Annotated in this window: 20 protein-coding genes and 1 pseudogene; 3 read left to right on the plus strand and 18 right to left on the minus strand. The window is 47.8% G+C overall.

Translation table 11 applies throughout. The features are described 5' to 3' along the window. Nucleotides 1-21: 21 nt before the first annotated feature. Both ACDE64_RS14440 and ACDE64_RS14445 read right to left on the minus strand, forming a co-directional pair. Nucleotides 22-870 carry a GDSL-type esterase/lipase family protein gene (locus ACDE64_RS14440; RefSeq protein ID WP_411347286.1) on the minus strand — a complete coding sequence of 283 codons (849 nt, stop codon included), beginning with the start codon at nucleotides 868-870 and terminating at the stop codon, nucleotides 22-24. Nucleotides 871-1,161: 291 nt separating this feature from the next. Next, a complete protein-coding gene (locus tag ACDE64_RS14445; RefSeq protein WP_411347287.1) occupies nucleotides 1,162-2,046 on the minus strand; it encodes an SDR family oxidoreductase in 885 nt (294 codons plus the stop codon). An 80-nt stretch (nucleotides 2,047-2,126) separates the two neighbouring features. Here ACDE64_RS14445 and ACDE64_RS14450 point away from each other — a divergent pair, with 80 nt between their 5' ends. Then, nucleotides 2,127-2,549: a MerR family transcriptional regulator gene (locus ACDE64_RS14450; RefSeq protein WP_411347288.1), complete on the plus strand. Its 423-nt coding sequence runs from the start codon at nucleotides 2,127-2,129 to the stop codon at nucleotides 2,547-2,549. A 121-nt stretch (nucleotides 2,550-2,670) separates the two neighbouring features. On the opposite strand, the gene ACDE64_RS14455 is transcribed toward ACDE64_RS14450, so the two are convergent. The 13 genes and pseudogenes from ACDE64_RS14455 to leuC form a co-directional block, all read right to left on the minus strand. Beyond that, complete coding sequence (locus tag ACDE64_RS14455; RefSeq protein WP_411347289.1) at nucleotides 2,671-4,410, minus strand: glycoside hydrolase family 13 protein; 1,740 nt, start codon at nucleotides 4,408-4,410, stop codon at nucleotides 2,671-2,673. A gap of 189 nt (nucleotides 4,411-4,599) precedes the next feature. Continuing rightward, the gene (locus tag ACDE64_RS14460; RefSeq protein ID WP_411347290.1) at nucleotides 4,600-5,145 is read right to left on the minus strand and encodes a DUF1450 domain-containing protein; all 546 of its coding nucleotides are present in this window, start codon (nucleotides 5,143-5,145) and stop codon (nucleotides 4,600-4,602) included. A gap of 320 nt (nucleotides 5,146-5,465) precedes the next feature. Further along, nucleotides 5,466-6,008: a CAP domain-containing protein gene (locus ACDE64_RS14465; RefSeq protein WP_411347291.1), complete on the minus strand. Its 543-nt coding sequence runs from the start codon at nucleotides 6,006-6,008 to the stop codon at nucleotides 5,466-5,468. 285 nt (nucleotides 6,009-6,293) lie between these two features. Then, complete coding sequence (locus ACDE64_RS14470) at nucleotides 6,294-6,749, minus strand: GNAT family N-acetyltransferase (RefSeq protein WP_411347292.1); 456 nt, start codon at nucleotides 6,747-6,749, stop codon at nucleotides 6,294-6,296. Then, the gene (gene purT, locus ACDE64_RS14475; RefSeq protein WP_411342847.1) at nucleotides 6,739-7,926 is read right to left on the minus strand and encodes a phosphoribosylglycinamide formyltransferase 2; all 1,188 of its coding nucleotides are present in this window, start codon (nucleotides 7,924-7,926) and stop codon (nucleotides 6,739-6,741) included. The genes ACDE64_RS14470 and purT overlap by 11 nt, the downstream gene beginning before the upstream one ends. A gap of 792 nt (nucleotides 7,927-8,718) precedes the next feature. Continuing rightward, entirely contained in the window at nucleotides 8,719-10,569 is a 1,851-nt protein-coding gene (locus ACDE64_RS14480; RefSeq protein WP_411346800.1) for an ABC transporter ATP-binding protein, read from the minus strand. 202 nt (nucleotides 10,570-10,771) lie between these two features. Then, nucleotides 10,772-12,502: pseudogene (locus tag ACDE64_RS14485) on the minus strand (ABC transporter ATP-binding protein); the annotation flags it as partial. Between the two features lie 429 nt (nucleotides 12,503-12,931). Beyond that, nucleotides 12,932-16,804: a dynamin family protein gene (locus tag ACDE64_RS14490; RefSeq protein WP_411347293.1), complete on the minus strand. Its 3,873-nt coding sequence runs from the start codon at nucleotides 16,802-16,804 to the stop codon at nucleotides 12,932-12,934. A gap of 252 nt (nucleotides 16,805-17,056) precedes the next feature. After that, on the minus strand, nucleotides 17,057-17,335 hold the full coding sequence (locus ACDE64_RS14495) for an NAD/NADP transhydrogenase alpha subunit (protein ID WP_367059070.1): 279 nt from the start codon (nucleotides 17,333-17,335) through the stop codon (nucleotides 17,057-17,059). A 15-nt stretch (nucleotides 17,336-17,350) separates the two neighbouring features. Continuing rightward, on the minus strand, nucleotides 17,351-18,085 hold the full coding sequence (gene nth / locus ACDE64_RS14500) for an endonuclease III (protein ID WP_411342849.1): 735 nt from the start codon (nucleotides 18,083-18,085) through the stop codon (nucleotides 17,351-17,353). A 447-nt stretch (nucleotides 18,086-18,532) separates the two neighbouring features. After that, the gene (locus tag ACDE64_RS14505) at nucleotides 18,533-19,960 is read right to left on the minus strand and encodes an N-acetylmuramoyl-L-alanine amidase (protein ID WP_411347294.1); all 1,428 of its coding nucleotides are present in this window, start codon (nucleotides 19,958-19,960) and stop codon (nucleotides 18,533-18,535) included. 250 nt (nucleotides 19,961-20,210) lie between these two features. After that, nucleotides 20,211-20,813 carry a 3-isopropylmalate dehydratase small subunit gene (gene leuD / locus ACDE64_RS14510; RefSeq protein ID WP_411342851.1) on the minus strand — a complete coding sequence of 201 codons (603 nt, stop codon included), beginning with the start codon at nucleotides 20,811-20,813 and terminating at the stop codon, nucleotides 20,211-20,213. A 104-nt stretch (nucleotides 20,814-20,917) separates the two neighbouring features. Next, nucleotides 20,918-22,342 (minus strand): 3-isopropylmalate dehydratase large subunit, encoded by a 1,425-nt coding sequence (gene leuC, locus ACDE64_RS14515; RefSeq protein ID WP_411346801.1) that lies wholly within the window; start codon nucleotides 22,340-22,342, stop codon nucleotides 20,918-20,920. A gap of 323 nt (nucleotides 22,343-22,665) precedes the next feature. Here leuC and ACDE64_RS14520 point away from each other — a divergent pair, with 323 nt between their 5' ends. Then, entirely contained in the window at nucleotides 22,666-23,592 is a 927-nt protein-coding gene (locus ACDE64_RS14520; protein WP_411342852.1) for a LysR family transcriptional regulator, read from the plus strand. 311 nt (nucleotides 23,593-23,903) lie between these two features. Next, nucleotides 23,904-24,632: a DsbA family oxidoreductase gene (locus ACDE64_RS14525; protein WP_411347295.1), complete on the plus strand. Its 729-nt coding sequence runs from the start codon at nucleotides 23,904-23,906 to the stop codon at nucleotides 24,630-24,632. Between the two features lie 298 nt (nucleotides 24,633-24,930). Here ACDE64_RS14525 and ACDE64_RS14530 read toward each other — a convergent pair whose 3' ends face one another. The 3 genes from ACDE64_RS14530 to ACDE64_RS14540 all read right to left on the minus strand — a co-directional run bounded on the left by ACDE64_RS14530 (nucleotide 24,931) and on the right by ACDE64_RS14540 (nucleotide 26,897). Next, nucleotides 24,931-25,047, minus strand: coding sequence for a putative metal homeostasis protein (locus ACDE64_RS14530; protein ID WP_411347296.1), 117 nt, complete (start codon nucleotides 25,045-25,047; stop codon nucleotides 24,931-24,933). Nucleotides 25,048-25,292: 245 nt separating this feature from the next. Beyond that, on the minus strand, nucleotides 25,293-25,898 hold the full coding sequence (locus ACDE64_RS14535) for an alpha/beta hydrolase (RefSeq protein WP_411350305.1): 606 nt from the start codon (nucleotides 25,896-25,898) through the stop codon (nucleotides 25,293-25,295). Nucleotides 25,899-25,958: 60 nt separating this feature from the next. Then, complete coding sequence (locus tag ACDE64_RS14540) at nucleotides 25,959-26,897, minus strand: ring-cleaving dioxygenase (protein ID WP_411347297.1); 939 nt, start codon at nucleotides 26,895-26,897, stop codon at nucleotides 25,959-25,961. Nucleotides 26,898-26,929 lie beyond the last annotated feature (32 nt).

Genomic DNA, 26,929 nt, shown 5'->3' on the forward strand with positions numbered 1-26,929 from the left:
ACGCAAATGGGGATGTAAATACTATTGCAGACTTTGCACAATCCGGGTCGCAATCTGCTCATATCCGTCTCCGTTCGGATGAAAATGGTCGGATGACAGATAGCGCGACAGGTTGTTCTGGAACAAGTCAAAGGTCGGAATCAGCATCATATGCTGCTGTTCATTTATCATGCCCATCACGGATGTGTTCCAAGCCGTGACCGCTTCATTCGCAGGCACGCGCAGCTCCTTCAGATCGCCAAATGGATTGTACAATCCAAGGTATAGAATCTGCGCATCGGGATTGATCTCCGCGATTTTCGTAAGAATTTTCTGCAAACGGACTGCCGTTTCTGGCTCTGCCTTCAGTAGCTGTGTGGCACTGGGTGCTTCCTGCTCCAGATTGCCAAGCGCTTCACCGCCATTAAACAGATCATTGGCGCCGATTGATAACATGATCAGATTCGCCTGCTTGAGTGTATGCTGTACACCCGCTTGATCCAGCGAGGACAAAATAGCAGTCGTTTTCTGACCGTTGATGCCAAGATTCGCAACCAGCTTGGCGTCAGTGCCTTGCTGCTGCAATAAACTAACCGTGCGGCGGACAAAGCCACTACCGGCGTCATCACCGGTGCCTTTTGCCAGTGAATCGCCCAGCGCTACGATACGCACGCCTTTTGCCAATGACGGCACAGTGGTCTGAGTCGTATCGGTTGCGGACGAGCCAGCGGTATTATCTTGTCCGCTGCTGCCAGATGTATACGTACTGCCGACCGGATTGATCACATCATTGATGGCATACACAAAGCCGCCGATCAACAGCAAGGTGGCAACAATGGAGGCAATGCTCGTAATCCTCCAGATGGATGCAGATGAAGAATTGGGCTTCATAGACGAACCTCCAGCTAGTCATTTGAAAAGATAAGATGTACACGACAGTCTGTAATGGTTGCATACGCAACATTGTGTCTTCTTCATTATATACAAGGATACGGGTAACTTCCAAATATGCAGACACTATCTTTTAGATACGACAAACATGCTTTCCCCATCGTAAAAGTGGCGATACAGCCTGCCGTTATCTTTTACCCGGAGAAAGCATGTCGATATCAGTGTAGGGAACAACATTGCAAAAATATATCTAGCATTCGTAAACCGCTATCTACAAGCTTCTATCGTCACTCAGCGATCAAAATAGTGCCCTTCTTCCAAATCTTCCATCAATCCTTGATGTACCGGTTTCCAATCTAGCCGTTGCTGCGTCAGCTCACTGGAGATCGGGGTATCCGCCGATGCCGCAAAATTGATCCAACCAAAATGCTCTGGCGCTTGTTCAGCCGTAATACTTCTCACCGGCACATTCAGATGACGACCAATCACGTCGGCAATCGTTTTAAAAGGAATACTGCTTTCGCCAACTCCATGAAAGGTAGAACCACCTGCTGCCTGCTCAATCGCTTTGCGGAACAGCACTGCTACATCTAGACGATGCACTGCCGACCAGCGATTACTGCCATCGCCCACGTAAGCGGAAAAGCCTTTTTCGCGTGCAAGCTGTATAAGTGTGTAAATGAAGCCAAAATCATCTTTGCCATGGACAGTCGGCGCCAGACGTACAATGGAGGAATGAACACCACGCTGGAACAACTCCTCAGCTGCTGCTTCAGAATGACGCGTGGAATGCTGGGAAGAACGATCTTCTTCGGTGCCTAGTTTGCCTGATGTTAACATCAATGTGCCCGATGTGGAAAGGATGCGTTTATCCGTACCTTCCAGCTCGCTACCCATCGCGAGAATTGCCTGACGATCAATCTCAGCAGACGCTGTAAAATTGGAGAAGTCATGAATAAAGCCGAGATGAATAATCCCATCTGCTGCCCGCGCAGCCTGCCGCAAAGTATCGGTATCCTCCAAAGAACCGCGATGTACGTTTACCCCTGCATCCTTAAGCTTCTGCTCTGCCGCATCTGAACGTGCCAATCCAGTGACATGATGACCTGCTTGCAATAGCTCCTGTATAACTGCTGTGCCGACAAATCCAGTTGCGCCTGTTACGAATATGTTCATATTGAAGCCCTCCCTGAGTGATCTGAATGTTTACAAACACATCATAAAGTATAGAGTTTACTCTATAGCAATAGGGAGATTTGGCATTTATAATAAAAAGTATGAAAACTACATTTTCAAGCAAAGAAGTCGCTGCCGAAACTGGTCTGAGTGTGCATACGCTCCGTTATTATGAACAACTGGGACTTATTCAAGGTGTCCAGCGGGATGACAACGGCTATCGTCAATACAGTGAATCCGATATCAAATGGTTTCAAGTCATCCGTTATTTTCGCGATATGGGATTGCCGATCAAAGAAATGCAGGAATTCCATTCTATGCCCAAAAACGTCCCTGGTTCCGCCACTGCCCGCCGCGAATTTATGGAGGCATACCGGATCAAGGTCGTGGAGCAAATGGCAGAACTGCAAGACACACTGGAAAAGGTCGATGGCAAAATTGAATTTTTCAAAAATCTAGAAAGGAAAGAACAGCAACAACCGTCTTCCTCATCTGCTCGCTAATCGTTATGGAGCAACTAAACGCTACAAACTAGACAGTATGATTCATTTGTATAGTATGCTGCGTTCACATACTGCTGCACTCATATATAGCATGCTATACTCATGTACGTTGCCCATCTGATTACATTTGCCACAGATATACTCTTGCTTCATACGGTTCCAGCTGTAAGGAATGAAGATCATGTTCTCTAGATGCTTCTGCAAGCTCACGTCCATGATCGCCGCCATAGTTGCTGATCAATAGCTCCGGCTGGTTATATGTCACGTCTTCATCCAGCTGGAAGGATTGCGGCTGATCCGTAAAATTCAGCACAACGAGTAATTGCTGCTGCTCATATGATCTGATATAAGCAAACAATTGCTCATCGTCCGGCTGCAATACGCGATAATCGCCGTACACGATAATATCATTCTGCCCGCGTAATTCGATCAACCGCCGATAATAATGGAAAATCGAATCAGGATCAGCGAGCGCCTCTTTTACATGAATATCGTGATGATTCGGATTGATCGCCAGCCATGGTGTACCTGTTGTAAAACCAGCATGCTCCGAATCGTCCCATTGCATCGGCGTACGGGCATTATCGCGACTTTTCACATAAATCGATTCCATAATCTGCTGGTGATCGACTCCGGCGGCGCTATATTCCTTATACATATTCAAGGTCTCAATATCTTGATAATCATCAATCGAAGGCAGCTTCACATTCGTCATGCCGATCTCTTCGCCTTGATAAATGTACGGTGTGCCCTGTAGCGTATGGAGCAGCGTACCGAGCATCTTGGCAGACGGCTTGCGATACGTTGTATCATTGCCAAAGCGCGATACCATGCGTGCCTGATCGTGATTGTTCAAATAGTTGCTGTTCCAGCCTTTGTTATGCAGCAGCGTCTGCCATTGTGTAATGATACTCTTGATCTCGCTCAGTCGCCATGGACGCAAATCCCATTTGCCACCCGGACCTGCATCTACCCGCATCAATTCAAAATGGAATACCATATTCAGCTCATGCCGATCTTCCTGTACATACAATGCACCATCCTGCGGGGTCACATTGACCGCTTCGCCTACCGTCATAATGTCGTATCGGGACAGCACTTTCTCGTTCATCTCCTGCAAATATTCATGCACCCGCGGTCCGTTCACAAAATGCTGTCCGCCAAAATGATACCGGGAAGGTCCATCCGGTTCGCCGGTTCCCATCTCTGGAATACCGTCGCGTGCATTCGGCAATCGTGGATCTTTGGAGATTAGATTGATAACATCCATGCGGAAGCCGTCGATGCCTTTGTCGAGCCACCATGTCATCATCTTGTACACTTCCTCGCGTACAGTTGGATTTTCCCAGTTCAGATCCGGTTGCTTTTCTGAAAATAGATGCAAATAGTATTCATCGGTGACTTCATCGTGCTTCCATGCCGATCCGCTGAAAAAGGACGCCCAATCGTTCGGCTCACGTCCATCCTTGCCCGGTCGCCATATGTAGTAATCTCGATAGTGATTGCCTTGGGATTGGCGCGATTCCGCGAACCATGCGTGCTCATCTGAACTGTGATTAACAACCAGATCCATAATTAGCTTCATGCCCCGCTGATGCAATCCTTCCAGCAATTGTTCCCAGTCTGCCATCGTGCCGAATTCATCCATAATGTCCTGATAATTGCTAATATCGTAACCATTATCGTCATTCGGCGATTGATACACAGGACAGAGCCAGATCACATGAACACCGAGCTGATGCAAATAGTCAAGCTTACTAATCATCCCCGGAATATCCCCAATCCCGTCGCCATTGCTATCCATAAAGCTACGTGGGTAAATCTGGTACACAACACTTTCTTTCCACCATGTTTTATTCAATGCCAATCCACCCTTTCTAGTTGGAACTTCGCTTTCTTCCTTTATTTCCCCAACGGCAAGAGCATGAAGCAGAACAATGAGAATGAAGCGATAGAGAATGAAATTGCAAACAAAAAGCTCACCGCACGCTTAGGTGTGATGAGCTTCGATCATAGTATGATGAAGATGATCCAATACTTGTTTTAAAAGCTATCCAGCGATCTTCTTGCGCTTTTCGTCTTTAATTACGTTCTTTTCTTTGTTCTTTTCTTTGTTCTTTTCTTTGTTCTTTTGCTTTTCTTTCTTCTTTTGTTTTACCTTTTTGCCTTTATTCTTAGACTGTGACTTCTCGTCTGCGGTTTGAACAGCTTCCAGTTGCTTTTTGCGCTTTTTCATTTTTTTCGTAGTTTTGGCATTCTTTTTATCTGATGATTTGGCAGATGGTTGTGAATCATCTTGGTGTTTTTTCGATTTCATTTTGGTACTCTTTTTAGGTAGATCGGATGATTTTACTTTTTTCGGTTTATCATCCTGTTTGCGAATGAGCAGGGTTAGCTGCTCGTACAGCTGCTCCGGTGTATCGGCGCAGATCAGCTTTTTGCCGACCTTAACAAAAGGCTGGCGGCGGCAGATTTTGCATTCTTTCAAGCAGCCTTTACGTTGCTGCTTGACATCTGGAAAATCACGGGCAATATCGGCATGGACCTGTCTGGTGCCGAGCTTGTCGTTTTTGGGACAATATTGGATTGGTTTCATAAGTATGCTCCCCCATCGGGCATATGGTATACATGTGGAAATGTATCTTCATGTTAGGGAGCGACGCATACAATGTCAAGCAAATCCAACAGAGTAATACCAATAAGCAGGGCGCAATCTATATCATAAGATACGAATTGCGCCCTGCTGACGACGTGCTTGCAGTCTGTGATGTATCATAACTGCTATTCGTAGTTGAACCTGTGTATATCGTATATTCCATTGCATCTGAATCTGATTGCAACGATGTACAAATACATACTGCGTATGCATACATCCTATGTGCAATGAGGTGAGATCATTGGTTTGTAAGCAGACAGTTACTTACGGATAAACTCCTGCACCCAGACACCATTTTTGAGACCGACACCGATCTGGGTAAAGTTTTTGTTCAAAATGTTAGCTTTATGCCCGGGGCTATTCATCCAATCGCTCATCACTTCAGCGGCAGACGATTGACCTTTGGCAATATTCTCACCAGCATACGTATAGGTGATGCCGTACGTTTTCATCATTTTGAATGGAGTTCCATACGTTGGCGAGGTATGATCGAAATAACCGTTTTGCGCCATATCGTTTGCTTTGACTTGAGCTACTTTTTGCAGATTGGCATTCACGCTGAGCGGTTTCAAACCGGCTTGAACGCGCTGCTGGTTCACCAGCTTGATCACTTTGAGAATTGCTGCATCATTGACACTGTCCACAGATGCGACTTGAACAGTCGACAATTGCGTATTGGAAATCGCAGTCGTTGCTGCGGCATTCGCGGAAGGCTGAATAGCGAAAGCGGCTGTGCCTGCGAAGACGGCAGCAGCAGTTGTTGTCATCATCATACGTTTCATTATAAGCTTCATGGATACCATAATGGGTACACTCCTCCTGTGCGCAAAGGGATTATTTTCGATTGCGCCCTGTATTTTATCATCGGCGTGAGAACGTTATCAAATGTAGAGGAAGATGGTCCCATTCTGGTATGAACAATGACTTATTTAGTCAGTAACCACATTTTCCCTGACTGGTTATGTAGAAATAGTTACAATTTTGTAAAGAGTATATTCTCCCGGGTCGCTGCTATCATTCCCTGTCCGCACAAAAAAGGCGATTTCCCTTGCATCGGGAAACCGCCTTTTGTTCCTGTACAATCCTATTTACAGGGATTTGATAAAATTGCAGCCAATCTTCTCATAGCCCATATGCTGATAAAACGAGCAAGATGACAAGCGCTCGTCACGGTTCATACCAGTAACGAACATCGAGCGATCGCCCGATTCACGCGCTTGCTGTTCCGCCGCCGTAATCAGCTCGCGTCCAATTCCGCGTCCGCGATGAGATTCTGCAATCACCAGACCTGTGATCTGCGACGTTTGTTGTCCTGTATCATATGACGTTTTGCGATACAGAGCGATCATGCCCACCACTTGATCATCCCGTTCCGCTACCAGCGTCAAAAACTGGGATCTGCCTTCCAACGCTTCCATCCGGTCGCGCAGTACACTTTCTGTCATCGGGTAACGAAGTTCGCGCATCAACGAAGTGAGCGCCTGAACATCTTTACTTTCAAACTTACGGACCTTTGCAACTGGCAATAAAACATTAGTCGACATGTACATACTCCTCTTTTAGCAGAGCCGCCGCCTGCACGGCGCGCTTCCGCGCGATTTCCACACTTTCGTCAGCACTGAGCGCTACCGCCATTCGGCGTCCCGGCTTGGTGTCCGGTTTGCCGAATACTCGGACCTGCGTGCGCGGCAGCTTCAGTGCCTCTTCCAGTCCGCCAACAACGTAATCGGTTGATGCCTGTGTTGCTTTCAGTGTTGCCGATGCGCCCGGTGTCAGCAGATGAACACCCGGAATCTCAAAGCCCAGAATCGCTCTAACATGCAGCGCAAATTCGGACAGATCCTGTGTTACCATCGTGACCATACCGGTATCATGCGGACGCGGCGAAACTTCGCTAAAAATCACGCCCTCTTTGGACAAAAACAGCTCTACCCCGAACAGTCCGTACCCACCCAGATGTTCGGTAATGGTGCCGGCAATATGCTGTGCCTGCTCCAGCTGTTCCGCAGTCATGTGATGCGGCTGCCAAGATTCCACATAATCGCCGTCACGCTGAATGTGTCCAATTGGTGGACAGAACAACGTGCCAGATGCTGAACGCACCGTCAGCAGTGTAATTTCACTTTCAAAATGGACGAAAGCCTCGACGATGACCCGCACCGACTTGCCGCGGGCGCCCTCCAGCGCAATATTCCAGCAGGATTCTGCATCTTCCGGTGTACGGCAGACGCTCTGCCCTTTGCCAGAGGAACTCATCAATGGCTTCACCACGCAGGGTGTGCCCAGTACGGCAACGGCTTCTTGCAGTTGCTCCAGATTATCCGCAAACCGGTACGCAGCAGTAGGCAATCCCAATGTCTCGGATGCCAGACGGCGTATCCCCTCACGATCCATGGTCAATCTGGCGGCAGTCGCGGTAGGAATCACATGATAGCCTTCCTGCTCCAGTTCTACCAGTACGTCTGTGGCAATAGCTTCAATTTCGGGTACGATCCAATCCGGTTGCTCCAATTCGATCACCCGGCGCAGTTCTTGCCCGTCCAGCATGTCAATGACATGAGAACGATGCGCCACCTGCATAGCCGGTGCTTCCGGATAGCGGTCGACGGCGATACATTCCACCCCGAGCCGCTGTGCTTCGATAACAACTTCCTTGCCAAGTTCTCCACTACCAAGCATCAGAATCTTTTTGGCATGGCGAGAATTTGGTGCCCCCCACATGATAAACAGCACTCCCTTGCTTCGTTTTTTACACTGCTACAGATTGTGCTTTTCTCCTGTCGACGAACACATTGTAAAATTTCCGACGAAAAGATTTATAAACTTTACAATATGTTGACACTCTTATTCTCTTACCTTCCAAGTTAGATTGCAACCCAAAAACTTTAAATTTTTTGACAAAAATCGAATTTCTTTAGTTGATAACGGTTACATTTGCGAAATTTGTCATAAGTTGCGGATGGGGGGATGGTGCTTGGTTGTGCAACATGCACTCCGGAAAGGAATAAGGGGAACGGCTCCGGTGGAGAGGTGAGAATCTACGGAGTGGGAGTACTTGTAGATTCTCACCTCTCCAAGGTCGCCTTTTCCCCTTATTTCCTTTCCTTCGTTCCGTGCACATGGCATCAATCCCCTATCCGTGGAGAAAGTAGTAGGGAAAGATTTAGCGGTAAGAGTTTACTATGATGCTCTAGTGTCAGTTGTTCAATGATTGACATCAGTCGTTTGATCCAGCATAGGCGGATGACTTTGCATGTTGGATTGTTTGATCATTGGTTGCACGGCAGTGAGGGTTTTGGAAGATATTGTGTGTTTGGGTCTTATGTATTGGCAAAGCAAAGCCACTATATTGTTAGCTCGCCCGGATGAACCGGGTGCTAACAATATAGTGGCTAGTGGGTAGGATAGTTATAAGTGTTATAGGTTAGATGGGACGGAATGGGTACGCTTGTTTTTGTGTAGATAGTGTAAATGACTATTTCAGATCAGATTACATATTGCTTGGACAAGCTATTATAGAAAACGGAATTGGGCTTCGATTAGGCCGTTGTAGACGCCTTGGTGTTGGATGAGTTCGGTGTGGCTTCCTTCTTCTTTGATCTCGCCGTGATCCAGTACGACGATGTGGTCGGCGTGGCGGATTGTGGATAGGCGGTGCGCGACGATGAAGGATGTTCGGTCTTGGAGCAGGACTTTTAGGGCTTCTTGGATGCGTAGTTCGGTTTCGGTATCGATACTGGCGGTGGCTTCATCTAAGATGAGGATGCGTGGGTCTGCCAGCAGCGCACGGGCGAAGGATAGCAGTTGGCGTTGCCCCATGGACAGGACGTTGCCGCGTTCCTCGACTTCGGTATCATAGCCTTTTGGTAGCTTTTCGATAAAGGCGTGCGCATGAACGGCTTGTGCGGCGGCTTCGACTTCTTCATCGGTGGCATTCAGGCGACCGAACCGAATATTGTCGCGGATCGTGCCGGAGAAGATGAAGGTGTCTTGCAGCACGATGCTGATCTGGCTGCGCAAGCTTTCCAGTGTGACGTCGCGAATATCGTATCCGTCGATGGTGATTTTGCCGCTTTTGATGTCATAGAAGCGGCTGATCAGATTGATGATCGTCGATTTGCCAGAGCCGGTATGACCGACGAGTGCGATCGATTGTCCGGCTTGTACGTTCAGATCAATGCCTTTCAGCGCTTGACGACCAGGTTCGTATTCGAACACGACTTGCTCAAACATGATATCGCCACGAATACGCGGCAATGGCTTTGCATCCGGTTTGTCAGCGACGGATGGCTTTTCATCCATAAATTCGAAAATACGTTCCGATGATGCCATCGCTACTAGCAGTTGGTTGTACATATTACCAAGACGGTTGATCGGGTCCCAGAAATTGCTCACATAATTGGCAAAGGCAACGAGAATACCGATCTCAATCTCGCCGCTGGCGATTAGCGTAGCACCAAAGCCGAACAGGATCATGGAGCCGAGTCCACCGGTAACTTCGATTAACGGTCCGAAGGTCTGGTTCAAGGCAGACGCTTTGTCCCAAGACTGCTTGCTGGACATGTTCATGTTGTCAAAGTATTTCATATTTTGCTTTTCCTGCGTGTATGCTTGCGTAACGCGAATGCCCTGAATGGATTCGTTCAGGTGAGAGTTAATACGGGAATTCTTCATCCGCACTTCCTGCCACGAACGACGGATCACTTTGCGTAGCTTCGTAGACACAAAGAACATGATCGGCACGGTCAAAATAACGGCTAGTCCAAGCTTCCAGTTGATCAGCATCAGAATGACGACGATACCGACCAGCTGTACGCAGTCGATCATGACGTTAACCGCACCGTTCGTGAACAGATCCTGTAGCGAGTTCACATCATTGGTGACTCGAACGAGCACAGAACCAGCAGGTCGTTTATCGAAAAAGGAAAAGGACAGCCGTTGAATGTGCGTGAATAGGTCGTTGCGCAGATCATAGATGACGCGCTGACCGATAATATTCGTGTATTTTATCCGGTAGGCGTTGGCAACCCACTGAATCAAATACAGTCCAAGCGCGAGCGCAGTCAATCCGTACAGTAGTCCAAGACTTGGCTGACCATCTGCTGGCTGAATCGCCCGGTCAATCGCTGCTCCGGTAATGAGCGGAACCGAGAGCTTGGTAATCGTGCCAAGTACCATCATGAGTAGAATAAACGGCAAGATTTGGCGAGCATATGGCTTCATATAAGCAAACAGGCGGCTGAATTGTTTCCAGTTAAATGCCTTGTCGATCAGCTCATCATCCTGATATACGAACCGGTCTTCTACCCGTACAGAAGAGGTATCGTTCACTTTTTGTCGATTATCGATTGACGTATTGTTCATGGACGGATTACTCATGTGGTCTCACCTGCTCTCTATCTGTCGGCGGCTGATTGTTATTTTCCCATACCGACTCTTCGTCTGCGGTCGATGCGGCAGAGGTGTCGTCCTGATTGTGTTGGTTATGACGTTCTCGCTGTACAGCATCGACAGTGGATTGCTGCAATGTTGCATTGCTCACATTCGCCTGCTCCTGCATACGCTGGATATGATCGGCGTACTGCACGCTATACGTATCCTGATACAACCCTTCCACTGCAATCAGTTCCTCATGCTTACCACGCTGGATGACGCGTCCTTCTTGCAAGACGAGAATTTCATCCGCATGGCGCAGCGATGAGATTCGGTGCGCGATAATAAAAGTAGTGCGCCCTCTCATGACCTCCTGAAAACCGGACTGAATCTCGTGCTCGGTCTCCATATCTACTGCACTCGTGGCATCATCGAGAATGAGAATACGCGGATTTTTCAATAATGCACGGGCAATAGCGAGCCGTTGCTTTTGTCCACCGGACAAGCCAAGCCCACGTTCGCCAACAATCGTATCGTAGCCATTCGGCATTTCCATAATAAAATCATGTGCTTTGGCAAGTTTGGCAACTCGAATGACTTCATCCATGCTCACTTCATTAATGCCGTAAGCGATATTGTTCTTAATCGTAGATGAGAATAGAAAGGTCTCCTGAAACACAGACGATATACTGGCCCGCAAATCTTCAATGCGAATATTACCAATCTCAATGCCGTCGATTAGAATACGTCCGTCATTCACATTGTACGCTCTCATCAGCAACTGAATAATCGTCGATTTACCAGAGCCTGTTCCACCGAGCAGACCAATGACCGATCCCGGCGGCGCATCCAGATTGATGTCAACCACCGCTGCCATTTTGTTGCCGTAAGCGAACGTAACATGATCAAACTGCACATGCCCTTTCATATCGCTCGGTTGCAGCGGCTTGGCGCTCTCCGTGTCGCTTACTTCCACATGCTGATTCAGAATTTCCAGTATCCGTTCAGTCGATGCCTTGGACTGCGTGTAGTTGTTAATATGGAAGCCAAGCCCCCACATCGGTCCGATAATGTACCAGATCAAGGTGAAAAAGGCGACCAGTTCCCCCAGCGTCATCGCACCGTTAATCACGAGTGTTCCACCGAAGCCGAGCAAAATAACGATACATACCGAAGCCAACAGCTCCATCACCGGAAAATACCGACTCCACAAAGTAGATGTAAACACCTGATTCGTACGATACCGTTCGTTGCGCAGCGAGAATTTGTCCACCTCATGCGGTTCGCGAGCAAATGCTTTGACTGTACGTACGCCTGTGATATTTTCCTGTACGGCTGTGGTGAGTGAACTAAGTGCCAGTCGCATCTCCTGAAATGCCGGATGAATGCGCGATTCAAATCGCAGTGCGACATATACCAGAAATGGAATGGAAATGAGTGTTACTAGCGTTAATTGCCAGTTGAGCGAGAACATGACTGCCGAGCCGAAGATGACCATCAGAAACACGTTCAATAACTGAGCAAAGCCGAAGCCGATAAAGTTGCGAATCGCCTCCAGATCACCAGTCAGCCGCGACATCAGATCGCCCGTCTTGGCGGTATCATAATAACGGAAGGACAGAAATTGAAGCTTTTCGTAGCAGGCGTTACGTAGTCGATACGCGAGGTAATTACCCAGCCGACCTCCAAAAAATCCGTGCATGAATTGCATGAATGCCTTCAACAATGTGACGACAAATAGAGCGATGACCAGCATAGGCACCTGATCAAATCGCCTGAGCCTGATAATATCGTCAATCAGGTATCTGAGCAGATTTGGGTACACCAGTCCGAGAGCGGTAGCGGTTGCAAGACAGAAAATGGAAAGATACAAATAGCTCTTTTTTTCCTTATAAAAAGCTTGCAGTTGCCTGAGAACGTCCATGTTGAGCCTCCTTTAATCACCTGTCAGGTTATTTAGCATAATGAAGCTTACCACCGCGTAACTGCTGCCGCAAAGACGATACAGGACGGTTTACAGCCCTTGCTACCAGCCTTGTCCCATAATCAATATGTAATAGGTCAATTCTAATGAAATCATGCCAAATTCTCGCAATACCAGCCATTTAAGCGACGGTGTCGATTTTTGTAAACTTTATGACGAAAATGCAAAGTAAAAGCGTTATAATCTCAATTTTAAATAACGTTTTTAAGTTATTTTATCTCGCTAAAATAAATCCTAATCGTATAATAATATGGAACTTATTTATATATGAAAAAAGAAGGTTATTTCCGCTTCGGGAAACAACCTTCTATCATTATATGGTGATTACTATGTGTACAAGTTTCTTTTTAAAACTGATTGTATTACGGCTTAACGTTCTATTGTCGGTTGACTTGGAGAAACATGTAATTGCTCCAAACGTGTTGCCAACTGCTGCCAGCGTTCCGGTCCATCCGCCATTTGCAACGATGCTTCTGTTCCTTCCGCCCATTCGGAGATTTGACGTTGTAATTCCTCTGCCGTCTGATGCAGTCGTCCACCCAGACCATCAATATAATAAGCAGCCAGACGATCACGTTGTCCATCGAGCAGTGTGCCGATCAATTGATCTAACTCCGAGCTGAGCTGATTGCGCACTTTATCCCGTCCACCCTGCTCGAAGAAATGACGAGGATTTCGGAATAGCGGCCAGAACGATTTCCAGTTAAGCGTCTCCCCTGCGAGGAGTGGCGGCAATTCCGGTGTCTGCCAATCGGTCGGCTCAAAGGGTGACAAACGCAAGCCCGGTGCCTGTTTCTCCGCTTCACGTCCATACGTCTGCATACGGTCAGCGATCAGACGACGTGCTGCTTTTTCCATCCGTAGCGTAGTAGCCAGCACTTCCTGCTCCAGCTCAATACCAAGACGGCGCTGCAATTCACGTCCACAAGCGGCAAAGTCGGCTTTCAAATCAGCAGATTCCTGATTAAGCTGTGCCGGGTTGAAGATTTCTGGAATCCATTCCAGCGTCTTCAGCTTCAAACGCTGACGCACATGGAACAGCAGCTCGGCACTTTCTTCCTGAATGCGTCGATCCGGCTCGGCTTCAGCGATAGCAGAGATTGTACGATTCGCTTCCGCTTGCTCGATAATGAGCTGCTGACGACGCTCGGCACGATATGCTTCGCCGCGCTGTGCTGCCTCCTGCCAAGAGATGATTACCTCGTGAATACGATGCAGCTCCTCATCTGCCGCATGTACTGCTAGCCCTGCCAGCGTCTCATCGGCAAAGGACATAAAGTGACTGTGAAAGGCATGGAAGCCTTCATCCTGCCCATGTAGCGCACGGCGACTAGACAGCGAATAAATATGCGGCTCACGAATACCAGCACCATTCAGCTCCTGCTGAATCCGCCCTACAACCTGCTGCTTCTCTTCTTCTGACGAAGCCAAATCGGATGCATTAACGATGAAAAACATATTATCCAGCGCCAGACTACCTTTGACCCGTCCAAGTTGCTCTAACAGCTGACGATCACCAGCAGTAAACGCATGATTGTAATACGTCACAAATACGAGCGCGTCCGCCGATTTCATATACTCAAACGTAACACCTGTATGGCGCGCATTGACCGAATCCGCTCCCGGCGTATCGACCAGCACCATGCCTTGCAGCGTTAGCGGGCAATCGTAATACAGATCAACCCGGCGTACAAAGCATGATTGCTGCTCATCAGATACATAGCCACGGAATTGCTGCATATCAACCGTTAACGCCTGCCCCAGCTCGTATCGTGCCTTTTCCCAGCCTGCGGCAGCTGCCAGTACAAAGTTATAATGTGCGCGTGCTGATGGATGAATCCGTGCCGGATTCAATCCCGATACGCCGCGACTCCAATCTTGCTCCAAGGAACGATCTGGTAAACCGAGCAGTCGCAACGCTCCGCTAATGTCTTCCTGCAATTCCTGCGCAGACTTCATATGAATGACTGCTGTTGCATGGTGATGCTGTTCATCTGAAGACATAATCTGCGTAATCGCCGCCGTCATCGGATGTGGCGATACCGGTAGCACCGAACCGCCCAATAACGCATTGGCAAAAGACGACTTGCCCGCACTGAACGCGCCGAACAATGCTAATGTGAACTTTCCATTTTCCATTACTTCTGCTCGGCGGCGCAATTCAGCTGCCTGCGAAGCCAGACCGGGAATATCATGAATCCAGCCAGCAGCCGTGCGCAATTGCTCCGCCTTACCAAGCAAACGCTGCATCCGGTCAGATGAGCTGCTGATCGTTGCACTGGAGTCTGCAACTACGCTCGAAATAGAACCTGTAGTTACATTGCTAGCGCTCTGATTCGAGTCGATAGTATCTCCACTCGCTGGATGAAGTATATCTGATGTAGCATCCAATGATACATTGCCGCTTATAGACGTCTGATTCACTCCAGCAATATGCTCATCAGCAATCGTTCCAGTCTGTTGTTCCTTTATCGCAGCATCATTCGAGTGCCCTGCTTCCGTAGTAGAGGCAGACACAGCTGGCAACCACGATGGCACGCCTTGCTCGCGTTCCGGCAATAATGCGCGTACCGCTTGTTCCTGTTCCTGCTGCTTGCGCTCTTGCTCCAGTTCGGCAGAGCGTACAGTGATCGCTGCTTGCACATGCTGCATTTGCTGCCGTACATCAACCAATTGCTGCTCACTGGCAGGACGAAGCTGATCCAGCAAAGTATCAGTCGCATCCAGTGCTGCCCGGCGGTAACGCGCGGCGGTCTGCTCTCGCAGAGCACGCGTATAATTCAGCACGTATTCACTGGATACCGGCATATCCTTACCTGCACCGGTAGCGATATCCTGCTCCCCGATTTGCGGCAGCGAGACAGTCAGCTCTGACTCCTGCTGTTCATTCCACAGCTCATGCTCCATGCTCCAACCGCGCAGCAATCCGCGTACATGCACATCCAGATTGGCAATCACTTGCTTGCGGAACGCTTCGAGAAACGCTTCTGTACGCTGTTGTCGCTCTTGCAGCGTTTTATCCTTGGAAGCGAACAATCCTTTTTTGAAGCCCGGGCGCTCGCCTTCCAGATACAACTGTGCCAGATCGCGCACCTCCGAAGGCGTTAGATTCGCTTGCTCCACCAATCGCCCAATCTCCCAAGCCCATTTATCCTTGAGCGCAGTCAATTGACCAGCCACGTCCTGCTCCTGCTGCTGCAAGACTATGAGCTTCTGTTGCAAGGTTGGCAGGTCATCTATCGACTGCTGCTCATCTTCTTCTGAAGCATCCATATCAGCATGATCAGGTGTAAACTCATTGCCAGACACGATATCATCATGATTTTGCACATCTTCGGAATGATCATACTCTGATTCCGTCGGTGACACATCCTGATCTCCTGACTGCTGACGCAACCATTTGCCGTGTTCCTCTGCCAGTTCCCATGCTGCTTGCAATATACTGTAATGCACGAGCGGACGATGATCCTCCAGCAACTCACCGATCAATGAACGTAGACGCTCCAGCTTGCCATATTCATGCTCTGGCGCCATTCGTGATACATACAGCACACCTGCCGGTTCAATCCCACGACGGGCGAATGCCTGCTCCACTGCACGGCTATAATCGGCAAAAGGCAATTCCTCGTCCTCATGCTTGTCAATCTGATTGACGATCAGATACAGCGGCTTCCCGCGCTCATACAAAGTGCGTGCAAATGACAGATTCGTCTCTGACTGCACATGATTATAATCCATTGCATAAAAGACAACGTCTGCACGGTGCAGCGCCGAATACGTTGCTGCCTCATGCGCATCATCGGTAGAATCAACACCCGGCGTATCCAGCAGTACACCATGTTGTCCAAGCAACGGCACATCATCCCACAGCTCGACTGCTTCATAATCGCCACCGTTTTTGCAATATTCGTCCAGTTCCTGCAAATTGATATCCAGTGTACCGCCATCATGCGTGTGTACAATCGCACGCGGAGCGCCGCAACGGATCGAAGCGATATTCGCTGTCGTTGGCACCGGACTAGTTGGTAGCACCTGATGACCACATAACCAGTTCATCAGACTCGATTTCCCCGCCGAAAAATGACCGCAAAAAGCGAGCACCAGTTCATGTGAACGGTACTTGGTCAACAGCTCACCCGCTTTGCGAGCAGCATTATGATTGCCCTGAAGACGCAATTCGCCCTCCAGTTTTTCCAGCACAAGCTCAAAAGATTGTTCGTTTTCCGTTGTAATCGCTTGCATCAGTACGTCCCTCCGTGCTTTCTGTCTCGTCTTTGTCGGCTGCCGAAATGATAAGATTCACCCGACGCCATTTTATTGGTAATGGTCTATGTGATGCTGCCGGTTCTGCCTCTTGAGGCATCCCGTTACAATGTAATCTTTATCCATTGTATCACTGTATTCACCAGAGCGGAAATACAAAAAAGCCTTCCACAATTACCATTCTCCTAGAGGAAAATCAGTAATCATGAAAGGCTTGCGGACTCATCGTAATTAGATTACGCTTGCTTCCGTTTCAGCGACCGGCACTAGAATTTCAAACAATTTGCCGTGCTGCAAAATGGTGATGCCTCTGCCTTTGTCTTTCATTACAACGACATCACGCTTTTGTGCCATACGCTCGATATAATGCTCCGGTACGTCGCCGGAATAGTTGACTGTGATACCTTCAACTACCTTCTCTTCATTTTCAGCCAATTCTTCAGATACGATTTGCTCGAAAATATCCGAGAATTGTTCAAAATTGTCAGTGTAGACGGAAATGCATTTCATAACGTTCGACCTCTTTTATATTGTAGTATTGGTTTCGTTCCCCTGTAGACCCACGGCCGATGATGCGGACTTTCTCGGCTTGGATGCCTTTTTGTCTTTTATCACCAGGGACGTTTTCATTCGTTTTTTGCCTTCACGGCAAACGTCGAGCAACGGGCAAATCTGGCAGGCGGGATTTTGTGCTTTGCAATGATACCTGCCAAAAAAGATAAACTGATGATGCGACTGCGTCCAATCCTCACGCGGCACCTTCTTCATCAGCTTGCGCTCCACTTCCATAACATTGTCTTTCCAATTCGCAAGCCCCAGTCGTTTGGACACCCGCTCCACGTGAGTATCCACGGCAAACGCAGGCACACCAAAAGCATTGGACACAACCACATTGGCGGTCTTGCGTCCGACACCAGGCAGCTGAACGAGCAGATCGTGCTCACCCGGCACTTCCCCGCCGTACGTTTCGATCAAAATATGGCACAGGTTTTGAATATGCTTCGCTTTGCTTCGGTATAGGCCGATGCGCCGTATATCCTGTTCCAGTTCCTCCAGCGGCACACTCAGGTAATCCTGTGGTGTCCGGTACTTCTGAAACAAATCAACGGTTACCTTGTTGACGGTTGCGTCGGTACACTGTGCGGAGAGCAGTACCGCAATAGTCAGTTCAAAGGCGTTACTATGATGAAGTTCGCAGTGTGCATCAGGAAACATGCCGGCGATCGTATCCAGAATATGTCTTACCGTAGCGGCATTCATTTTCATTCCTCCTGCAAAAAACCGCCTGCTCGCGGTGTTCATCGCGACTCAGACGGTATCGTCTCGCGGTACCTGATGATGGGAATGCTGGGTTATGTTTCAGACTCTCGTGCTCCATCTTCAATGACAATACAATTCGTATCTTAACATGTTCCGGCTGTAATTGCACGCAAACTTTACATGAAATTTCAGCAATTTTATTGTCATTTAAAACAAACATTTAGCTTGCTCTCTAACTCACTATAGACCAGTAGATACAGATGCCGCTTTCATATGCGTGATTTCCCGCTTTGCACCTGCAACGCCGTATCGCAGAAGTGCAAATGTATGATTTGGATTTGTGCACAACAATAAAAACCGGCGCCGTTCCGGTAAGGGAACAGACGCCGGTGAATCTTCCATCCTGTGCTGCAAGCCGCAGCCTTGATGTGCGGGTAAAGGAATGGGTTAGGATACGCCCATGTACTCCTTGATTCCTTTGACGATTGAAGCAGCCACTTGATCTTGCTTGCTCGTATCCATCATTTTGGATTCTTCGGTTTTGTTACTAATGAATCCAACTTCTAGAAGCACGGCTGGCATGGTCGTTTCGCGGATAACGTGGAAATTGCCGTATTGCACACCACGATCTTTGAAACCGGTCGCTGCCACAAAGTACTTATGGATCGTTTGAGCCAGTTTCTTACTGCTGGCACGTTGATAATACGTTTCTGTACCAGAAGCTGCGGAAGAGCCGCTACTGTTGGCATGGATCGATACGAATACGTCTGCACCAAGCTTCTCGGCAATCTTCACACGTTCCTTCAATTCAAGGAAGGTATCATCCGAGCGAGTCAGAATGACATCGATATTCGGGTCCTGCTTGAGCAGAGCTTCTACTTTCAGTGCAAGTGCCAGATTCAGCTTTTTCTCTGTCGTTTGCGAACCGATCGCACCCGGATCCTGATCACCGTGTCCGGCATCGATCACGACTACTTTTTTACCGGAATCGCCTACACCTGTACCTGGCTGTGTTGGCCCGGTTGTCGTTGTTGGTTCAGTCGTTTTGCCCGTATCGGGTGTCAGATCAACGATCAATAGACTGTCTTCTGTGAAGACTTCATAGTTTTGTTTGTTTTTCAGATCAATGACGATCCGTACGCTGGATGGGTCCGTGCTGTATTGCGAATAACGAATCTGGGATACGTTATCGTTGTTTGGCACGGCGATTGTTGCAATCTGACCTGCACTTGCATCCGGTCCTTGAGCGGCAAAGCCGTCACCGAAGTTCGCGTTAGGCAGATCGACCACAATACGATCCGGCGAATCCATTTTGGACACTTTTGGCGTTACGCTCTTGTCGAGCGTCACCAGCAACCGACTTTCGCTGAAGCTGATGCCATTCACCAGTGCAAGACCATTTTCGGCACTACCTGTTCCCGAGCCCGAATTCGTTCCTCCGCCGGTGTCATCACCTGAAGTTGTCAGTGTTACAATTTTGTCGCTGTTGTTCCAGCTAAGGCCGATGCCCATCTGCTCGCTAACGAGACGGATCGGAACTAGTGTTGTACCGTTCTGAACGACTGGTGCCGTGTTCAGATTGTACGTCGTGTTGCCAATCGCAGCGGATTTTTTACCGATAAACAGCTGAATCGACTTGCTGTCGCTGTCAATCGTCACTCGACCTTCGGATTGATTCCACTGTACCTTATAGCCCAGATTTTCCGAAACGACGCGGATCGGTATCATGACCGAGCCATCAATATTTTGTACATCTTCCGGAATGCTGAGTTCCTGGCCGTTCAGTACAACTTTTGTGCTAGTGGCGGCTTCACCGATATGGGGAAAGGACCACAAAAACACAAACAAAAACATCAAAAAACCCAATTTCTTCATTCTTCACCCCTACCATTCCCAGTTTGATTACCGAACTACCCAGCACGGCTGTACCGGCAAATTATTACCAGACGACTAATTAGACGCTTATGCCTATTAAAAGTTGCGAAGGAATTTGCAAATCCATATGTATTTTTAAAGGAAGCTTGCATAAACACGCAAAAATAAAAATGCATAACCCTCTGTCCTATTATATCGACAGGGGCATGCATTTTTATGAAAGAATAGCACAAATTTATGTTCAGAAGAATCAAGCAAACAGATGAGCACCACGTGTTTTCTCATACTCATTGATCGCATCGCTATGTTGCAGCGTCAGACCGATATCATCCAAGCCTTGCAGCAGGAATTGACGACGATGCTCGTCCAGATCGAAGTGAATCTCCAGACCGTAGATATCAGTCAGCTTTTTCTCTTCCAGATCGACGGTCAGTGTATAGCCTTCGTGAGACTCGGTACGTTCAAACAGATCCTGTACTTGCTCCTCAGACAGCTTAATCGGCAGAATGCCATTTTTGAAGCAGTTATTATAGAAGATATCCGCGAACGAAGGTGCAATCACACAACGGAACCCATAGTCCATAATCGCCCATGGTGCGTGCTCACGGGAAGAACCGCAACCAAAGTTAGCACGCGAGATCAGTACAGATGCACCTTGATAACGCGGTTTGTTCATATCAAAGTTCTCGTTCACATTGCCTTCTTCGTCCCAGCGCCATTCGTAGAACAGAAACTGACCGAAGCCTGTGCGCTCAATACGCTTCAAGAATTGTTTTGGGATGATCGCATCCGTATCTACGTTTACCCGGTCAACCGGGGCAACGATACCATTCAATTTCGTAAATGCTTCCATTGTAAAGACTCCTCTCTAAGTTGCCGTGCAAGGTTATACATCGCGTATTCGTATTCGTATTCGTATTAAGAATGATACACTGCTTAAAAAATATTAATGTGGTATCAGTTCAAGACTGGTTCGGATTTAAATTCCCAATCGCGTACATCGGTAAAGTGACCTTTGATCGCCGCCGCTGCCGCCATTGCTGGAGATACCAGATGCGTACGTCCGCCGCGACCTTGACGACCTTCAAAGTTACGGTTCGATGTGGAAGCGCAGCGTTGTCCTGGTTTCAATACGTCCGGGTTCATCGCCAGACACATACTGCAACCTGCTTCGCGCCATTCAAAACCAGCTTCTTTGAAAATAACGTCCAGCCCTTCTTTCTCTGCCTGCAATTTTACACGACCGGAGCCGGGTACTACGATTGCAGTCAGACGGTCGGATACTTTGTGTCCGCGTGCTACTTGAGCAGCAGCGCGCAAGTCTTCGATACGACCGTTCGTACAGGAGCCGATAAATACATAATCGACCGGAATCTCAGCCATTTTGGTGCCTGGTGCAAGATCCATATATTCAAGCGCTTTTTCAGCGGCTCTACGTTCATTTTCAGTTGTGAAATCAGCCGGATTCGGTACTGCGGATGTGATATCCGTACCCATACCCGGGCTAGTTCCCCAGGTTACTTGTGGAATCAAAGCTTCTACATCAAACTCGATCACACGATCATACGATGCGTCTGCATCGGATGTCAGCTGCTGCCAGCGGGATACCGCTTCGTCAAATGCTGCACCTTGTGGTACATATTCACGTCCACGCAGGTAAGAGAATGTTGTTTCATCCGGTGCGATCAGACCAGCGCGTGCGCCGCCTTCAATCGACATGTTGCAGACGGTCATACGTTCTTCCATCGACAGTGCGCGAATTGCTTCGCCGGTATATTCAATTACATAACCCGTTGCAAAGTCGGTGCCGTATTTTGCGATGACGCCGAGGATCATGTCTTTTGCGGTTACGCCAGTTTTGCGTTTGCCGTTAAAACGAATTTCCATCGTTTTGGACTTGGATTGTTGCAAACATTGCGTTGCCAGAACATGTTCCACTTCGCTTGTACCGATACCAAAAGCAAGTGCGCCGAATGCGCCGTGTGTAGACGTATGGCTGTCACCGCAAACGATGGTTTTACCCGGATGTGTCAGACCCAATTCTGGACCCATAACGTGAACAACACCTTGGTCGATGGTATCAAGGTCAAACAGTTTTACACCGAAGTCGCGACAGTTCTGAGTCAGCGTATCGATCTGCTGTTTGGAGATAGGATCGGTAATATTGAAGCGGTCAAATGTCGGTACGTTGTGATCCATTGTAGCAAATGTCAGCTCTGGACGACGTACTTGACGATTGCTCAGACGCAGACCTTCAAATGCTTGCGGAGACGTAACTTCGTGTACGAGATGCAGGTCGATGTACAATACGCTCGGCTTGCCTTCCTCGTTATAGATTTCGTGATTGTCCCAAATTTTCTCATACAATGTTTGTTTACTCATCATATTCACCCCATCATAGATTGAGAGTCAGCAGTGATCATGTTCCAACAAAACCTGTTCAACAGACTTTGCAAAGCTTCGGACCTGAAACATGTCGATCTGCGTTTCCCTGTACTGTGCCTGATCGTATTGATTCAACATTGCCATACGGTTTGCAGTGTGGCTGTCACTGTATCGTCAGACGGTAAGAATGACGACCTTTTTTATAATAATTACAATATAACATTGCCTGTACGATAGGTCTAAGATATTATAACTATAGAAGCTATAGGTTTATCTTATAAGATAAATACAGCAAGATCACATCCAAAAGGAGCCACATTATGGAACTCAGACAACTACAGTATGCCCTGCAAATCGCCGCCGAGCGCAACTTTTCCCGTGCAGCCGAGAAATTGCATATCGCCCAGCCTTCGCTCAGTCAGCAATTGTCCAAGCTTGAAAAGGAACTCGGTGTGTTGCTATTTCAGCGTAATACAAGCAATGTGGAATTGACGCACGCCGGAGCAAGCTTTGTTGAGCATGCTCAGAAGATCATTGATTCGGTGGAACAACTGCGCCGCGAGATGGCAGACATTTCCCAGCTGCAAAGTGGACGCGTGATCGTCGGCAGTATGCAGATTACCGGCTCCCATCTGCTGCCTCATGTACTGCCCGATTTTCGTACTAATTATCCACAGATTGATGTTGTGTTATTAGAAGATACTTCGCTTAATCTGGAAAAGCTTACTGCAAGTGGGCAAACCGACCTTAGCCTGCTCGCCCTGCCGCTAACTGAATCATCGCTCACATATGAACCGGTTGCAGAGGAGCTGATCGATCTGGCAGTTCCGCCTGATCATCCACTCGCCAAGCGATTCATGGATGGAGATCACCGCCCTGTCACACTCAAGGAGCTAAAAGACGAATCGTTCATCGTATTGAAAAAAGGACAAGGCTTCCGTAAAATTGTGTTCGATGTATGCAAGGAAGCTGGCTTTGAACCGAAGGTGGTTTTTGAAAGCAATAATATAGAGACGATTCAATCACTCGTCGCCACCGGCATGGGTGTGACGTTTGTTCCTCATTATATCGCCCGTGCTCGGCGTGGGGAATTTCTCCCCGTCTACTTGCCGCTAGCTGAACCAATTCCAAGTCGCACGCTTGTGCTGGCGCGTCGCAAAGGGCGGTATTTATCCAAAGCAGCGGAAGCATTTATTGAGTCGTTCAGAGATACGATGGAAAATGTCGTCACGCGCGAACGGTTGTAGCTTGAGAGGGAAGAGGGTTCGTAACATATAAGTTTTTCATTATGCGCACAGTATGAACAAACATTCGAGATACAATAAAATGACTGCAATAGATCAACGTACGTGATTATCTATTGCAGTCATTTTATTGAGAACTGTATTTGATATTTATTTAGTTGATTATTAAAAGTAATCATTATATACTGGAGAAGTGAACAGTTGTAACTAATACAGGTACAACACTAGCGAATGATCATCCATGTTCCTAGTGTTACAGCAGTATCGAACAGATTTTACCAAAAAAATCATTCTAATTTTGGAGGATATGTATAATGAAAATTGATATCTGGTCTGATTACCAGTGTCCGTTCTGCTATATCGGTGAAGCAAGACTGCACAAGGCGCTGGAGCAATTCCCGCATGCTGATCAAGTGCAAGTCAACTACAAAAGCTTTGAGCTTGATCCTTCCGCCGAGCGCGATATTCCACTGACCAACAATCAGATGCTGGCGCAAAAATACAATACTAGCATTGAACAGGTACGTCAGATGAACGCCAATGTAGGCGCACAGGCTGCACAGGAAGGATTGCATTTTGAATTTGACAGCATGATTTTGACGAACAGCTTTGATGCGCATCGTCTGATGCAATTCGCTACCGCTAAAGGCAAAGGCGAAGAAATGAACAAAGCGCTGTTCCATGCTTATTTTACCGAATCCCGTCATATCGGCGATCATGATACTCTGGCTGATATTGCAACCGCAGTTGGTCTGGATCGAAGCGAAGCGCTAGCTGTATTAAACAGTGAGCAATACGGCGAAGAAGTTCGTCGTCAGGAACGATTGGGCAGCCAGCTCGGTATTCAAGGTGTACCATTCTTCGTCATCAATGATAAATATGCCGTATCTGGTGCACAGCCGACCGATGCATTCAGCAAAGCACTGGCTGATATCTGGGCGGAAGAACAACCGCTGCAAATGCTGAACGATTCGGAAGCTGGCGATATGTGTACAGACGAATCCTGCGCCATTCCAGAAAAAGGAAATGAACAAACACGTTAAGTAGAATCCAAATGATATAATCCTAGTATAAGTGATATAGTCAAAGTACAAGCGATACAATCGTAGTACAAGTGACGCAATCCAAGTATTATAAAACAATCCCGGTTATTCTTTGCAAAAAGAGTAACTGGGATTGTTGTTTATGTCTATTACATAATACAGAATCTTATAAAACGATGGATTGGGATCGAAGAAACCTGTCTTGCGGGATGTTTGTTGGATGAGTGAGATACAGATCAGACGATAGCAGGTGTATTGTCATTGCTTATGGACAAAGCAGCAGTGGAGCTAGAAAAGCTTATTTCTGACGTTTTTGCTTTTTCGCTTCTTTGATCATACGCAATGCACGGGCGCGGGTGACTTTGTTTGGGCTTTTTAACTGACGATATGCAGTTGCTGTATCGGTTTTAGCCAATAGATTCACCTCCCAAGATACAGATAATATAGAAGCTCTCCACTCTTCCAGTTATCTGATGCTTATTTAATAGTAATTATTACGATTTAATAATATAGTAAATGATAACTGTTCTCACTGTCAAGTGTATACACGATTTCATTTGTAAGGATCACTCTACGTGATTCTGATCATAAATAAGCGGCATGCCAGTTTTCCCTGACACGCCGCAGTATGTTACGCTCCAACTACTACTTGCTCACTTTTCAGAAATGACGTTGAAACCATGCAGCAGCAGCTTGAGCTTCACTTGCTGTCAATTGATGACCGTTATTTTCCCAGAGCAATTCCACCTCAGCCCCAGCATCGGTCAGCAATTGACCCAGCTCCTCACTCTCGGCACGCGGTACGATGGGATCATTACTACCCGATGCCATAAATACCGATGTACCAGTCAAATTCGGCAACTCAATACTGCGCAGTGGCACCATCGCATGATGCAAAATCGCACCTTTAAGCGACTGAGCATCATGGAACAGCAGACTGGCTGCGATATTGGCACCGTTAGAGTAACCTACCGTTACGATATTGCTACGATCAAATCCGTATTCAACTGCCGCCGCATCCAGAAAGGCATTCAGCTCATGTGTACGTGCGATGAGATCTGGCTCATCGAATACGCCTTCTGCCAGACGGCGGAAAAAGCGGGGCATGCCATTTTCCGATACGTTACCACGCACGCCAAGTACGGACGCCGTTGGAGCGATCAGATCCGCCAGCGGCAGCAAATCACGCTCCGTTCCACCTGTGCCATGCAATAGCAGCAATACTGGCTGCTCTGGATTACTTCCTTGTTTAAAAATATGCTTCATCGTGTCTGTTGTCATCTATTGAATCCTCCTAGTCGCATCATTACGTATATTCCAATCGGATTAGCGAAGCTTACGTACCTGAATCGGCAGCAGATTATTTTCAATCAAATCACGTTGCGGTTCATACCATTCTGGCAACATAAGCTTGCTTCCAAGTTGCTCAGCCGGTTCGTCATTGGCAAATCCCGGTGGATCGGTAGCAATCTCGAACAGAATGCCACCTTCTTCACGGAAATACACAGCGTTAAAATATTGACGGTCAATGACCGGTGTCGGCTGAAATCCAGCTGCTGCCACCTGACTGCGCCATTGCTCATGCTGGTCAAAGTCCGCTGCGCGCCAAGCGATATGATGCACCGTTCCAGCTCCGCCAATACCGCGTGGCAATTCATGGTTGTTCACATCGATTATATTGCCAAGATCGCCAGTAGCTTGGAAGCGTACATACCCATCTTCCTCAGCAATGCGTGTTAAACCTAACACATGTTCTACCGTATGCAGCGTACGTTCAGGCAATGCGCTGAACAGTATCCCACCGCCGAAGCCCTTGATCGCTTCCGCCGCAGTGATACCATCCCATTCCCATGTATTGGTTGCACCTGCTTCACGCTCGACCAGTTCAATCCGCAATCCATCATAATCGCTAAAACGCAACAATTGCTCACCAAAGCGGCTGACGGTCTCAACTTGAATATTCAATTTTTGCAAACGATCTGTCCAGAATGGCAGTGCTCCTAGCGGTACAGCGAATACAGTAATGCCCAGTTGTCCGCTACCTACAACACCGCGACGTGCTCCTGGCTGCGGGAAGAAGGTAACAATCGTACCTGGTGCTCCGCCTTCATTGCCAAAATACAGATGATACACATCTGGTGCGTCAAAGTTGATCGTCTGCTTGACCATGCGCAGACCGAGAATACCAGCATAGAAATCCACATTGCGCTGTGGATCAGTAACGAATGACGTAATATGATGAATGCCTGCGGTGCGAAGAGTCATCGTGTTCAGCTCCTTTTGGATAGGGGTTAGAA

This window comes from Paenibacillus sp. WLX2291, assembly GCF_046603665.1.
Taxonomy (GTDB): domain Bacteria; phylum Bacillota; class Bacilli; order Paenibacillales; family Paenibacillaceae; genus Saccharibacillus.

Bases quoted from the DNA above. Each gene is read 5' to 3' on its own strand.
- ACDE64_RS14440 (WP_411347286.1), bottom strand. From the start codon at position 870: ATGAAGCCCAATTCTTCATCTGCATCCATCTGGAGGATTACGAGCATT.
- ACDE64_RS14445 (WP_411347287.1), bottom strand. From the start codon at position 2,046: ATGAACATATTCGTAACAGGCGCAACTGGATTTGTCGGCACAGCAGTT.
- ACDE64_RS14460 (WP_411347290.1), bottom strand. From the start codon at position 5,145: ATGAAACCAATCCAATATTGTCCCAAAAACGACAAGCTCGGCACCAGA.
- ACDE64_RS14465 (WP_411347291.1), bottom strand. From the start codon at position 6,008: ATGGTATCCATGAAGCTTATAATGAAACGTATGATGATGACAACAACT.
- ACDE64_RS14470 (WP_411347292.1), bottom strand. From the start codon at position 6,749: ATGTCGACTAATGTTTTATTGCCAGTTGCAAAGGTCCGTAAGTTTGAA.
- purT (WP_411342847.1), bottom strand. From the start codon at position 7,926: ATGTGGGGGGCACCAAATTCTCGCCATGCCAAAAAGATTCTGATGCTT.
- ACDE64_RS14480 (WP_411346800.1), bottom strand. From the start codon at position 10,569: ATGAACAATACGTCAATCGATAATCGACAAAAAGTGAACGATACCTCT.
- ACDE64_RS14490 (WP_411347293.1), bottom strand. From the start codon at position 16,804: ATGCAAGCGATTACAACGGAAAACGAACAATCTTTTGAGCTTGTGCTG.
- ACDE64_RS14495 (WP_367059070.1), bottom strand. From the start codon at position 17,335: ATGAAATGCATTTCCGTCTACACTGACAATTTTGAACAATTCTCGGAT.
- nth (WP_411342849.1), bottom strand. From the start codon at position 18,085: ATGAATGCCGCTACGGTAAGACATATTCTGGATACGATCGCCGGCATG.
- ACDE64_RS14505 (WP_411347294.1), bottom strand. From the start codon at position 19,960: ATGAAGAAATTGGGTTTTTTGATGTTTTTGTTTGTGTTTTTGTGGTCC.
- leuD (WP_411342851.1), bottom strand. From the start codon at position 20,813: ATGGAAGCATTTACGAAATTGAATGGTATCGTTGCCCCGGTTGACCGG.
- leuC (WP_411346801.1), bottom strand. From the start codon at position 22,342: ATGAGTAAACAAACATTGTATGAGAAAATTTGGGACAATCACGAAATC.
- ACDE64_RS14520 (WP_411342852.1), top strand. From the start codon at position 22,666: ATGGAACTCAGACAACTACAGTATGCCCTGCAAATCGCCGCCGAGCGC.
- ACDE64_RS14525 (WP_411347295.1), top strand. From the start codon at position 23,904: ATGAAAATTGATATCTGGTCTGATTACCAGTGTCCGTTCTGCTATATC.
- ACDE64_RS14535 (WP_411350305.1), bottom strand. From the start codon at position 25,898: ATGAAGCATATTTTTAAACAAGGAAGTAATCCAGAGCAGCCAGTATTG.
- ACDE64_RS14540 (WP_411347297.1), bottom strand. From the start codon at position 26,897: ATGACTCTTCGCACCGCAGGCATTCATCATATTACGTCATTCGTTACT.